The sequence below is a fragment of the Staphylococcus sp. TCBT05 genome (genome assembly GCF_055179755.1).
In genome coordinates this window covers 964,501-978,104 of the sequence record NZ_JBUQDQ010000005.1, presented here as the reverse complement: position 1 = coordinate 978,104, position 13,604 = coordinate 964,501, and the positions used below count along the sequence as shown (strand labels likewise).

The 13,604-nt window shown below is 31.9% G+C and carries 13 protein-coding genes; 6 read left to right on the top strand and 7 right to left on the bottom strand.

Going from position 1 to position 13,604, the window contains the following annotated elements; translation table 11 throughout:
• Positions 1–79 precede the first annotated feature (79 nt).
• Positions 80–766 (bottom strand): 2,3-diphosphoglycerate-dependent phosphoglycerate mutase, encoded by a 687-nt coding sequence (locus ACY191_RS04340; protein ID WP_042739256.1) that lies wholly within the window; start codon positions 764–766, stop codon positions 80–82.
• A gap of 365 nt (positions 767–1,131) precedes the next feature.
• Here ACY191_RS04340 and ACY191_RS04335 point away from each other — a divergent pair, with 365 nt between their 5' ends.
• On the top strand, positions 1,132–1,503 hold the full coding sequence (locus tag ACY191_RS04335; protein ID WP_042739255.1) for an aggregation-promoting factor C-terminal-like domain-containing protein: 372 nt from the start codon (positions 1,132–1,134) through the stop codon (positions 1,501–1,503).
• A 613-nt stretch (positions 1,504–2,116) separates the two neighbouring features.
• On the opposite strand, the gene ACY191_RS04330 is transcribed toward ACY191_RS04335, so the two are convergent.
• Positions 2,117–2,995, bottom strand: coding sequence for a cation diffusion facilitator family transporter (locus ACY191_RS04330; protein WP_042739254.1), 879 nt, complete (start codon positions 2,993–2,995; stop codon positions 2,117–2,119).
• Positions 2,996–3,178: 183 nt separating this feature from the next.
• Positions 3,179–3,565 (bottom strand): GtrA family protein, encoded by a 387-nt coding sequence (locus ACY191_RS04325; protein ID WP_042739253.1) that lies wholly within the window; start codon positions 3,563–3,565, stop codon positions 3,179–3,181.
• A 269-nt stretch (positions 3,566–3,834) separates the two neighbouring features.
• Between ACY191_RS04325 and ACY191_RS04320 the strand changes: the two genes are divergently transcribed.
• A complete protein-coding gene (locus tag ACY191_RS04320) occupies positions 3,835–5,037 on the top strand; it encodes a multidrug effflux MFS transporter (RefSeq protein WP_042739252.1) in 1,203 nt (400 codons plus the stop codon).
• Positions 5,038–5,330: 293 nt separating this feature from the next.
• Positions 5,331–5,957, top strand: coding sequence for a C39 family peptidase (locus tag ACY191_RS04315; RefSeq protein WP_042739251.1), 627 nt, complete (start codon positions 5,331–5,333; stop codon positions 5,955–5,957).
• A 191-nt stretch (positions 5,958–6,148) separates the two neighbouring features.
• Here the strand turns inward: ACY191_RS04315 and ACY191_RS04310 are convergent, their stop codons facing one another.
• Positions 6,149–6,958, bottom strand: a complete 810-nt coding sequence (locus tag ACY191_RS04310) for a metallophosphoesterase (protein ID WP_042739250.1) — start codon at positions 6,956–6,958, stop codon at positions 6,149–6,151.
• A gap of 193 nt (positions 6,959–7,151) precedes the next feature.
• Here ACY191_RS04310 and ACY191_RS04305 point away from each other — a divergent pair, with 193 nt between their 5' ends.
• The 3 genes from ACY191_RS04305 to ACY191_RS04295 all read left to right on the top strand — a co-directional run bounded on the left by ACY191_RS04305 (position 7,152) and on the right by ACY191_RS04295 (position 10,923).
• Entirely contained in the window at positions 7,152–9,179 is a 2,028-nt protein-coding gene (locus tag ACY191_RS04305) for a cation:proton antiporter (RefSeq protein ID WP_229366570.1), read from the top strand.
• 295 nt (positions 9,180–9,474) lie between these two features.
• On the top strand, positions 9,475–10,287 hold the full coding sequence (locus ACY191_RS04300) for a YidC/Oxa1 family membrane protein insertase (protein ID WP_042739248.1): 813 nt from the start codon (positions 9,475–9,477) through the stop codon (positions 10,285–10,287).
• Between the two features lie 135 nt (positions 10,288–10,422).
• On the top strand, positions 10,423–10,923 hold the full coding sequence (locus tag ACY191_RS04295) for a GNAT family N-acetyltransferase (protein ID WP_042739247.1): 501 nt from the start codon (positions 10,423–10,425) through the stop codon (positions 10,921–10,923).
• A gap of 331 nt (positions 10,924–11,254) precedes the next feature.
• Here ACY191_RS04295 and pcp read toward each other — a convergent pair whose 3' ends face one another.
• From pcp to ACY191_RS04280, 3 genes are read right to left on the bottom strand one after another with little or no spacing between them, the layout of a single operon-like run.
• The gene (gene pcp, locus ACY191_RS04290) at positions 11,255–11,896 is read right to left on the bottom strand and encodes a pyroglutamyl-peptidase I (protein WP_229366569.1); all 642 of its coding nucleotides are present in this window, start codon (positions 11,894–11,896) and stop codon (positions 11,255–11,257) included.
• A 25-nt stretch (positions 11,897–11,921) separates the two neighbouring features.
• Positions 11,922–12,848, bottom strand: coding sequence for a DUF979 domain-containing protein (locus ACY191_RS04285; protein ID WP_042739245.1), 927 nt, complete (start codon positions 12,846–12,848; stop codon positions 11,922–11,924).
• A complete protein-coding gene (locus ACY191_RS04280; protein ID WP_042739244.1) occupies positions 12,841–13,545 on the bottom strand; it encodes a DUF969 domain-containing protein in 705 nt (234 codons plus the stop codon). The genes ACY191_RS04285 and ACY191_RS04280 overlap by 8 nt, the downstream gene beginning before the upstream one ends.
• Between the last annotated feature and the right edge of the window lie 59 nt (positions 13,546–13,604).

Here is a 13,604-nt window from a genome sequence, read left to right as displayed (position 1 = left end):
AACTAACTATTAAGGTTCTGTACAATTGCAAAGTAATCAGGGTACTTTTTTAAATTGTGTAGCTAATAAACTTTATTCTTTAAAGATAATATTTATCTATGACTTTCAAATCATCTGTTAAGTCATATATTAAAGGGGCACCTGTTTTAATTTCATAACCTATAATATCTTCATCAGATACATCTTCTAAGTATTTAATTAATGCGCGCAATGAATTACCGTGAGCAGAAACTAATACCGTCTTTCCATCTAACAATTGTTGTGAAATTTGATCATTCCAATATGGTATGACACGTTCCAATGTATCCTTTAAACTTTCAGATTCTGGCATAATTCTTCTATCTAAATGTTCATACTTTTTATCATTTAAATATGCATTTCTTTGTTTTTCACTTTGTTTCGGTGGTGCAATATCATATGAACGTCGCCATTTATGAACTTGTTCTTCACCAAATTCTTCCTTCGCACTATCTTTATTTAAACCTTGTAACCCACCATAATGACGTTCATTTAACCGCCAAGTTTTTACAACAGGAATAAAGAGTTGATTTGATTCTGATAATAAATGGTACGTCGTTTTAATCGCTCTTTCTAATAGTGATGTGAAGACAATATCTATTTCTATATTTTGGTCTTTTAACTTTTGACCTGACGTTATTGCTTCATTACGACCTTGATCAGATAAATCAACATCTGCCCATCCAGTAAATAGGTTCTGGGCATTCCATTCGCTTTGTCCATGTCTACATAAAATTAATTTTGGCATATTCTGCATACACTCCTCTAAAAATGGTTTTAAACGATATTTACAGAAATATTACATTTATATATCATTCATTTTCTCTCTATATTAACGACTATACTGTCAGTTATTCCCGTTTTTATCATCATTACTACACATTAATATTATAACAATTTACACTACATAGTGAAATAATTGTATTCTTTTCTTCATAAATGAAATTCTTTTTTTATTTTCCTGTAACCTAGACGCTGAATTTTGATGTTATAGTGAATATCGTTAAATCGAAACAAGCATTAAGCCAAGACAAAATTCAATTCAACATTATGTGTTTAATAATCCATATAACGCGAACGAGTTAGAGTTAATTTTTAGGAGGATATTTTATAATGAAAAAATTATTATTAGCATCATTCGCATCACTTACTATTGCAGCTACAGGTGTGGGCGCAACTGCAAACATTTCAACTGCTGACGCTGCTGAAACTGCTACAACGAGTCAATCTACAAATGAAGTTTACAACGAATTCATTCAAGCTGGTGGCACTAAATCACTTTGGGACAATGTAGTGATGCCAGAATCAAGTGGTAACCCTGATGCAGTAAATGAACTTGGATATAGAGGTCTAGGTCAAACTAAAGAAGCTTGGGGTACGGGTTCTGTTGAAGAACAAACTAAAGGAATGATTAACTACGCTGAAGAACGTTATGGTTCTATTGATAATGCAGTACAATTCCACATTGCTAATGGTTGGTGGTAAGATTCACTAACAGTTATTTAATATTCATTACTATTAAATACAATTAAATAATATATAGTTCCGGACACAATAACTATATAAAATTTCTAATTACAGCCCGCTAAAAAGATTACAATCGTCTTTTTAGCGGGATATTTTTTATTAGTTTTTATACTTTTGTTGCTCGCTTACCTAGGGGGCTGGGTCGAGCCTTGGTCTCGACACTCATCCTTCTCCCTCAGGTGTCTCGCAAACAATACAGTAATGATTCGATTTTCAACTATAAAATTGGGTCTATTTCTTTTCATTTACTCTATTTTATATAGCTTTCTTTATGTTTGGGGTTCTTTTATTAGTTTTTATATTATTGTTGTTCGCTTACCTAGGGGGCTGGCTCGAGCCTTGGTCTCGACACTCATCCTTCTCCCTCAGGTGTCTCGCAAACAATACTTTGTATTTAAAGATCATACGTTATAAAACACCACTACCCTCGTATAATATAATCCAAGAAAAAAAGACAATTTCTATATAATTTAATAGAAATTGTCTTTTTATTGGCTAGTGACCTTGTAGCCCAAACCTATATTAACTTTATTACCTGCAGTCTTATTGATTTATTTATATAATCTAACTTTTAATTTAGCTCTTGAATTGATTGTGGTTCAGGGTGGACATATACTGATGATATTCCCTTTTCATGCATATGTTGTTCAACAGCATCACAAATATGATGCGCATCTTCCAATGATAGATTAGATTCAACTACAATTGTTACATCTACAAAAACACTACTTCCATGATAGCGACCTTTTATATTTTGAACATCTATTACGTCTTTAACATCTAGAACATAATTTCTATAATCTTCTAACTCTTGTTCATTAAAACCATCACTTAATGTAAATATAGACTCTTTAAAAATGCCATAACCTGTATATATAATTAATAAGCCCAATACTGTTGCTAGAATTGTATCGATTATAGGTAATCCAAATTGAGTGAACACCAAACCAATTGCTGTTCCTATACTTACTAGCGCATCGGATAAATTATCTTTAGCTGCTGAATTAAGCGAACTACTATTAGTACGTTTAGCCAGTCTTTGATTAATCACATACACACCCAACATGATTAATCCACTTATTACACTGACATAAATTGTGACGATATTTGGTGTGTGATGTTCATTAGAAAATATATGTGGTACGTTTTCTATTACTACTTGGATACCTACAAACATAATAATAAATGATACTAATAATGTTGAAATATTTTCTGATTTCAAATGTCCATAAGGATGATTTTTATCAGCTGGTTTTATAGAAATCTTCAAACCAATAATAACTGCTAAAGAAACGATGATATCCGTCATATTATTTAAACTATCTGCCCTTACTGCTGCTGAATTGTATAAGTAACCTACGATATACTTAGCTATAGATAAAATAATATATACAACCAAACTGAGGTATGCGCCGCGTTGAGCAATTTTCAAGTTTTCCAAATGAGACATGACATAAACCACCTTAATTATTATTGGATATATATTATCGCTTATTACTAGCATATTTACAACATTTTTTATTCAAAAATTATTTAATAATTTATAACAAAATATTTTTTTAGCCTTTCCTAAATAATAATATTAAATTGCACAAAAATAAAAGGAGTACTAACCTATATTAGTTTAGACTCCTTATGCTTCATCTCTTAAAATATACTTTGATAAAATAAATGTTATAGGAATTGTGATGATCAATCCTACAAAGGGCGCAATTACAGAAGATACCTGAAACCATTGCACAAAAATATATAATAATAGCGTCTGCATTCCCATATTGATAACTTGTGTAATTGGAAATTGAATAAATTTTTTCCATGTCGGTGTTACTTTATATACAAAGTAGCAATTTAAATAATATGAAATAATAAAACTCACAATAAATCCTGTTAAATGGCTTATTAAATAATTCAATCCTAATATTTTCAATAAAAATAAATACACAATGTAGTAGTCTACTGTATTAATTCCACCGACAATAATAAATTTTATGATTTCCAAATGTGTTTTTGTTAAGTTCATTGTTCTACCTCTTTAACATAGTCTTTGAATTATTGACTATTTTTGTTAACTTTAAACATTTAGTGAATTCGATGTCATTTGTAATTTATTACTTATTTAAATGCTCAAATTTAGTGAATGTTAACCTTTATTTTAATTCTTATACCTATCTTCATTTTCAAAATTAATGTCTGTAAATTATCTCCATATATGAGATAATTACCTAGTTACAAAGTTATAAAACATGTATATAATAGAGCATTAGAAAGTATGATAAAGGAGCCCATGAAATGGATAAATCTTCAAATCGTCAGTTACCTATTATGATTATCATCGTACTGGGTATTATGACTACCTTTGGCCCATTGACGATAGATATGTATGTTCCGTCGTTACCAAGTGTTCAAAGTGATTTTAGTACAACTGCTTCTGAAGCGCAACTATCACTATCATTTGCCATGATTGGTTTAGCAATCGGACAATTTACATTTGGACCACTATCTGACGCATTCGGCCGTAAAAAAATTGCACTTATAATCATTTCCATCTATGCTATTGCATCATTTATCGCAATCTTTACTACATCAATGACCTTGTTATTAGCATTGCGTTTAGTCCAAGGTTTAACAGGTGGTGGTGCCATTGTGATTGCAAAGGCATCTATTGGTGATCAACATAAAGGTAAGACCCTTGCCAAAGGATTAGCATCCTTGTTAGTCGTTAATGGAATTATAACGATTCTTGCACCTTTAGTTGGAGGATATGCCCTAACAGTTGCTAATTGGCAAGCTATATTTTTAATATTAACTATTGTAAGTATAATCATACTGGTTTTTGCTATTTTCAAAATGGAAGAAACACGTAGTAATGATCTATCAAAATTAAATTTTGGAGCTATATTTAAAGACTTTGGCACGTTATTAAAAACACCAGCATTTATTTTGCCTATGTTGTTACAAGGTTTGACTTATGTCATGCTGTTTAGCTTTTCATCAGCCGCTCCATTTATCACTCAAAAAATTTATGAACTGACACCTCAACAATTTAGTGCGTTATTTGCTGTAAATGGTATTGGCTTGATTATTATGAGTCAAGTAACTGCTAAACTAGTCGAAAAAATAAGTCGCTACGTTCTGCTTATTGCTTTGACAGCGATACAAATAACAGGCGTAATCTTAATCATTATTACGTTAACAATGCATTTACCAATTTGGGTGCTCATTATTGCATTTTTCTTAAATGTTTGTCCGGTTACTGGAATTGGACCACTTAGTTTTGCACTAGCAATGGAATCTCGTACTGGTGGAAGTGGTAATGCATCTAGTTTATTAGGCCTCTTCCAATTTATTTTAGGCGGTGTAATGTCACCACTAGTTGGGTTAAAAGGCGAATACAATACGATGCCATATATTACAATTTTAATTATTACTACTATTTTTATAATCGGCTTAGAAATCGCATTAAAGTTCGTTCAAAAGCATAAAACATTATAATATTGAAAGTGAATTTAGACATGTACAGTAATTTACTAAACATGTCTGAATTCACTTTTTTTTATTCAGCATCGTTACTTGAAATCTTGAAACATGATGGTGAACACACAAGTAACAAAGCTTACATTCATTCTTGTATTTAATCGCTATTTTATATCATTGAACAAATCACAACATATCGTTTATAGCCAGCTATCTGATGATGCATTTTAATATATAAATTCATATAATAGCTATATAATATAGATGTATTTAAGAATTAACCTAGCTGAGCCAAGGAGTGAATGGACATCATGAATAAAGTAAGTTTAGCAGTAAAACCTATTAGTCAATTATTCCCTATCCCTATGATTATGGGCTGCGAAGGTGTTGTGTCAGCTATGATGCTTCAATATAATTACATCAAAATACCTGCCACACAGATTATGAAACACTGGCCAAAGCACGACAATAATCCCTATAAAGGGTATGTTGGACATCATCTCTGGATCAAATTTGGATATCATCAAACTATCTTTCCTACTGCCTTGGTTCCACATTTACGACATTATCATCCAAATGTAGTGGATAGTACTGGAAATTCACTACCTGATTTGTGTAACATATTAGATCATGGTCAACCTGTAGCAATCTACCACACAGTACTTGGTCAACGTCCATATCGACGTACATTTAAAATTGATAATCGCCCAACTAAATTTGTATCTAATATTCACATTACATTATTGGTTGGCTATGATGATACGCATTATTATTATATTGACCCATTATGGTCACACTTTTCAAAATTTATAATTCTTCCTGCACTTATTCCAAATAAATTCCAACTTATTAAGATTGAAAAATCAAAGTTAGAAGCAAGTTATGATGCACCTGGTAGAATGAGTTTTTATATAGATCACCTAAGCCAAGGCGTATAATTCTAGAAAAATCCACCCCAAAAGATTGTTTTCGTCCTTTGAGTTGGATTTTTTCATAATAATAATATACCTATTGCTATGATTTACTATTCGAAAAGGTCGAACCTATATCTCGACGCTTATTCAACTTTCTTCGAAGTCTGGCTCATAATACAATTAACGTACGTCTCAGCATTAATTACGACATAAAATCAAACACTAAATTGATACAATGCATGACGTATTTCGTTCTCAATATCAGCAGTTCTCCATTCACGCGAATAACCTAAGCAAGGGCAAATGTAAGTCACACCTTGCTCTTTAAATGAATTTCTAAAATGTACATGCCCCATAATACTGTATTTAATATTATAGCTTTGATAAATGCTTTCAAAATCCGAAGTGCCAATAAATGCATTGAAATAATCAAATATTCTATGTGGTGTAGGTACTGCAAATTTTGGATGTGTAACGATATGTGTCATGAGTATAATCTTTTTTTGTTTAACTTGCTCTATATCTTTAATCGTTTGCTTTGCTGCTATCATCGACAACTTTCTATCTTCAATGGCCCAATCAATTTTAACTTTATCTTGCCAAGTAGCACCATAATATTTCCTTTTGGCAATTTTTTCTAATGAGAATTTAGGGTCTGCATATGAATAATCATACCAACCTGTATTACCAACAATGGCCCAATCATCATTTAAATGGTATGGCTTACCGATCAGACATTGCTCCATACTCATATAAAATTGTAAAATGTCTGATGATGTTGCATCGGCCTCTGTCGTCCAGTAATCGTGATTTCCAGGTATAAATAATACTTTAATTGCCGCCAGTTGCTCCAAATTATTAATAAATTGTGCAGTTAGTTTATAATGGTTGGAAATATCACCAGCAATTAACAGTAAGTCTAACTCTCGAGTTGTTATCACTTTGACCAATACTTGTAAATAATCGTTAGGTTCTAACTTTTGATGTCTATCAATATGTAAGTCAGAAATCACACCTATATTCATGTTTCATCACATTCCTTCTACCTTTTAGCACACCTATTATGACATAATTACACTATTAATAATATCAATTTAACTTTAGTGAAGAAGCTATATTTATATGCTTGTTACCATCAAAATATTTATAATTTTATTACCTATATATTGTGAAAAATGGTAAAATTTAAAACAACAAAAAATACGAAGGACGGGTATCATGACTTTACTAGAAGCTTTTTTAATTTTTATTGTTGCTGTTGTCATCAGCTCCATTTTACATAATAAATTCCCCAAAATACCTACAGCTTTCATCCAAATCGCATTAGGTGTGGGACTTTATATATTGCCTATACCAGTTCACTTTCAGTTTGATTCTGAAGTGTTTATGATGGCAGTTATCGCCCCATTGTTATTCGTTGAAGGGGCCCGCGTTTCCCGAACTAAATTACTCCAATATCGAAAACCCATAATTCTAATGGCTATGGGTCTCGTATTTACAACCGTCATTGGTGTCGGCTACTTTATTCATTGGATTTGGGCAGACTTACCAATGCCTGCTGCCTTTGCCATTGCGGCAATCCTTTGTCCGACAGATGCAGTTGCTGTGCAAGCAATCACTAAAGGAAAGGTATTGCCTAAAGGAGCCATTTCAATTTTAGAAGGTGAATCCTTACTAAATGATGCTGCAGGTATCATATCTTTTAAAATTGCTGTTGCCGCTTTGGTAACTGGAGCATTTTCAGCATTTGACGCCATAGAACAATTTATTATTTCGACTATTCTAGGTGTATTAATCGGTATCATCGTCGGATTTCTCATTGTTCGATTACGTATCTTCCTTTCAATGCATAAAGGATTAAAGGATAGTAATACAATGATATTCATCCAATTATTAACACCATTTGCCGTATATTTAATTGCAGAAGTCGTTCATGCGTCAGGCATTATCGCCGTGGTTGTGGCAGGTTTATTACATGGTTTTGAAAGAGACCGATTAATTCGTGCACAAACCGAATTGCAAATGAACTACAATCAAATATGGAATACATTAAGCTATGCATTAAATGGTTTCGTATTTGTAGTCCTCGGCTTTATTGTTCCTGAAGTAGTTGGCGAAATTGTTAATAAAGAACCTGAGAACATTAAATTTTTGATCATTACAACATTGATGATTGCTTTGGCAATTTATGTGTTCCGCTTTATTTGGGTATTTATTTTATTTAAGACATTCTATTATCCAAACAATATCCAATCGTATTTAAATGACCAAACGGAATCTCCACCAACACGTTTGCATTATGCATTTATTATGACGATGTGTGGTATTCACGGTACAATTTCATTATCTATGGCCTTGACCTTACCATCACTATTATCTGCTAATGTTAAATTTGAATTTAAAAATGATTTGTTATTTATTGCATCCTTGATGGTATTAATTAGTTTAATACTGGCACAAATTGTGTTGCCTTTAATTACGCCTTCAGAACAACGCGTTGAATCAAAATCTATGTCTTACCCAGCAGCTAAGACCTATATCGTAGAAAATGTCATCAGTTATTTAAAACGACGTTCAAAAGAAGATAAAACTGTGAATTATAGTCCTATTATCTCGGAATATTTCGATGAGTTATTCTTTTTACTACAAATGACACCAGAAAATAAAAATACTAAAGAAGTTAAACGATTAGAACTGTTGGCAAGTGAAAAAGAGACTGAAGTTTTAGAGAAGCTTATTGAATCTAATAAAATTGATAAGCAGACAATATTTAATTATCGTTCTGCTTTAGAATCTTCAAGACAATATAAAGAAGCTACTGCACTACAAAAATTAAAAGTATTTGCTAAGATGCTTATATTAAGGGTTAGAGCTAAACGAAAAGTGGATCAAAGTCAAATTGACCACTTTAAATCTAGCATCCTTGAAGTTCAAAAGGTAATGCGAATTGTACATCATCATGTCACATTAGCACTAAAAGCTGAGCAAAATAAAGATAACGTATTAGAAGTCAGTATCGTATTAAACCAATATTACTCTCGACTACGTAACATACGTCGTCGCCGTGAAAATAAACAAAACTATCCTGTAGTTGCTTCAACTCAACCATTAAAATTAGAAAGTTTATATCTACAAAGACATTATTTAGATGAGCTTATTAGTAATAAGCAAGTAGATGCAACCGTAGCTGCTCAAGTGAGGGAAAATATAAACTACAATGAGATCGTTATTGCAAATGAAAAATAAAATATAATAAAATTAAAGCACAAATGCTATGGCACTTTTGCAGAATTCATTATTTCGAATTCATGCAAAAGTGCTTTTTATTTATTTGAAGATAATGATAAACAATAATCCTAGTTAGATTTAATACTAACTACCTTATACATATGGTTTCTCGGATTCACCTGTTTATTGCTCATAGTCTCTTTGTATTTATATCTTTTTCAAAAATTTATTTACACATCAAATTTGCTTAATTAAAAGATTTAATTGTGTTAAAGTAATATTTGAAAAAAACATTTTTTGGAGGATGCCATAGATGCAACGTAGATGGATTAGTTTGTTATTTATTCCTATTTTACTGACAGCATGTGACAATACACATAGTGAACAACACCAAAGTTTATTTAACATCATTTTTGTTAAGCCGATAGATTGGCTATTGCATAGTCTTGGACATCTATATGGTGAAAACTATGGTCTCGCAATTATCACTATTGTAGTTATTATTAGATTATTTCTGTTACCTTTTATGGTTATGCAAGTTAAAAACATGCATATGATGCGAGAAAAAACACAAATCGTAAAGCCTGAAATTGATGAATTAAAAAAGCATATTAAAGACTCTGAAACACAAGAAGAAAAATTAAAACACAATCAAGCATTAATTAACTTATACAAAAAATACGATATCAACCCTTATAAAAATATGATTGGATGTCTGCCAATATTAATACAACTTCCTATCTTATATGGTTTGATTATCACATTGAAATATCCAAGTAGTGATGGTATCGATCGTTACCCTCACTTTCTTTGGTTTAATTTAACAGAACCTAATTTATGGATTTCACTGATTGCAGCAATCGTATATTTCTTCCAACCTTTAGTAAATTCAAGACATTATCCAAAAGACCAACGAACAAGTTACTATGTTTTAATGGTATTATCACCTATTTTCATAACTTATATTTCATTACATTCTGCCGCCGCTTTAGGGTTATATTGGACTGTAGGTGGCTTATTTTTAATTATACAAATGCATTTCGCACATAAATACTACCGACAAAAAGCACAAGTAGAAGCAAAAGCATTACAAGCATCACTTAATCAATCTCAATCGCACGGCTAATATAACTATAGTTTCCATAATTTCAGTATATTTTAAATATCAATTTAACAAACAATATAAGCGATTTAATAATTTCTTTTTTAAAATTAATGGTGCTATAATATAATCAATTTATATTGTGAGGGGGGGCATTGTATGGAATTTACAATTAGACCTTTAACAGAAGCTGACAAACACGGTAAAGCTATTGTCCATTATGAAAGCTGGATGGAAACATATAATGACATCTCAGTAAATGATTACCTTGAGAATCTCGATAAAGAACAATTTATAAAAAAATCTTCTTTACATGATGCGCCAACTTTAGTTGCTATTGTAGATAATGAGGTCGTGGGCTTTATTTCATATGGTAAGGTTAAACATCCTACTTCAACAGACGATTGGAGTGAGATATATGCGCTTTACTTATTAGAAGATTACCAACATCATATGATTGGATTCGCCCTTACCCAACGCGCACTTGAACTTTCGTTTCCAGATAATGTTACATTGTGGGTAGTTGAAGAGAACGATAATGCTATACAATTCTATGAACAAATCGGTTTTAAACAAACTGATGCACGCCAGCCAGTATATTTTGGAAAAATGTATAATGAAATACAAATGAATTATATTAGACAAGACCACGATAATTAAATATTCAATTTGTAAGTAATTAAAAATCAAGTATAAAGAAATTTAGAAAATAATTTCTAAATTAAATAAACCCCACCAAAAGATTCCGTCTTTTTGGTGGGTATTTTTTATATTAATACTAATTATTATATTCTTCCAAACTAAGAAGGTCATATCGTCTAGGTATTTAGTCATTTTAGTTGCTCTCTCAATCATTCTAATACCGATTCTATAAAGCAATTAAGTTTGCTAGTCTAACTCTCGGATTCATTAAAACTTTGTAACATTTCAAAGCACTATACATGACATGGTGTGTCAAACATATATTTAGTGCACAGGTCTTTCATATAATTTAATGTGTAGATCCTAAAGCAATCTTGATATCTTCATCCGAGTCAAATGCTACTTCAATAGCTGCAGTCAATCCTTTCACAATTGTGTCGAGTGACATGGATGGTTGATTTGCTTTATGAACAACCTGTTCTGGGATAAATGGCACATGAATAAAACCAAATTTAATATTCGGGAATTTCTGTTCATGTAAATAACCTAACTGATACAAGATGTGATTACAGACAAATGTTCCTGCCGAATGAGATAAACTTGCCGGTACTCCCTGCGCTTTCATAGCTTCGGTCATACGTTTTACTGGTAAATTAGAAAAGTAAGCTGTCTCACCATCCCTTTGAATCTTTTTATCAATAGGTTGTTGACCTTCGTTATCAGGAATACGCGCATCATCAATATTGATACCTACACGTTCTGGTGTAATCTCAAACCTGCCTCCTGCTTGTCCAATTGCTATCACTATGTCATAAGTTTCATTTTGTAATTTTGATTCTACTAAATCCTTAGATTTATTAAAGACAGTCGGTATTTCTAATTTATCTACTGTATGATTTCCAATTCTATCAGGAAGTAATTTTACCGCTTCCCATGCTGGATTTAATACTTCTCCACCAAAAGGATCAAACCCTGTTACTAACATTCTCATAATTCAAAACCACCTTGTTTTTAATTTAAAAAGCCCAAAAATACATTAAACCAATATGTACAATAATTAATATTGCAGCAATTGGTGCTTGTGCTTTTATCACACCAAATTCTTCTTTCATCTCTAATAAAGCTACAGGTAATGTATTAAAGTTTGCTGCCATCGGTGTTAATAATGTGCCACAAAATCCTCCTGTCATTGCCAAGGCACCAGCAATGACAGGGTCTCCACCTTGTGCAATAACAAAGGGTAATCCAATACTAGCTGTAATAACGGTAAATGCAGCAAAGGCATTGCCCATTAACATGGTAAACAATACCATGCCTAACACATATGCAACTACTCCAATAAAATGATTACCTTCAGGAATAATGTTAGAAATCCCTTTAGAAATAACATTACCTACACCACTAACTGTAAATAATACACCTAATGCCGCCAAAAATTGAGGTAAAATACCTACTGTGCCAATCTGTTGTGTTAACCTATCGCTATCATAGCCTATAAATTTAAATTTTGGTTTAATAATCCAATAGGCACTGATTAGACCAATTATTGATGACACACCTAAACCAATTGCCCCTCCTAAAGGTGTCCAATTCGATACTATTATAGCTACAGCAGCCAAAACAATTGCAGGTATAAATAGTTTGTTGCCAAATCGCGTAGATCCTTGATCTCCTTGTTGCTCGTTAACATCTACTATATTGATAATTACGACTTGTTTAAATAATGTAAGTACCCCCATTAACACAATAAATATACCATTAATAACATTTGGTAAATAAGGACCAAACATAAATATGACTGCTAATAATATCCAAAATAATGCCGTCCCGTATCTTTTTTTGTGTTTCTTAGCTTTTAATACGCGACCAGCTGTATATAATAACTGTAGGCCAATCAGTATGTAAAAAATTTCTAAAATCTGATTCAGCAGTGATTCACTCATTATGTTTCACCTTCTTACGTGTATACTTTTTATCTAAATATTTATCAAATAAAATATTATTTAACCAAACAATAATTAAGACTATTACTGCAACTGGTAATGAGGCTAAAACCAAATCCATTGCTTCTACCTTTATCTTTAACGATTTGAAAGTTCCGACCATTAACAATATCCCTGCTGCTCCTACAAATAAATTTTGTCCAAAGAAATTACCATAATTTTCCATTGCAGAAGTTTGAGCTTTAATTTTTTCTATGTCTTTAGAGTCTATGTCCTCATCTTTCAGATCATACCTTGTTTTTAACGCACCTTGTACCATTGGATTAATTAAAGGTCTGACAAATTGTGGGTGACCACCAATTCTAATAGAAGCGACTCCTGCTAATTCGCGTATAATTAGATATATAGTCATCAACCTACCACTTGTGACTTGCTTTACCTTCCCAATTAGTCGAGATGCCTGTGTTTTCAATCCAAATCGTTCTATTAATCCTACCATAGGCAGTGTTAATATAAATAAAGTCACCAATCGATTATCGACAAATGCTTTGCCAAGCGTTTCCAATATGGCAACAATATCTAACCCAGATACTAGTCCCGTTACAATAGCAGCAGTGAGTATAACAGCAATTGTGTCTATTTTAAAAATAAATCCTAATACAATAATAAGAATTCCAATTAATTTTAACCATTCCATTTTTTCACACTCCTTTAAAAACAGTATAACGTATCAAACTTATAAAGATTGAATTTTCA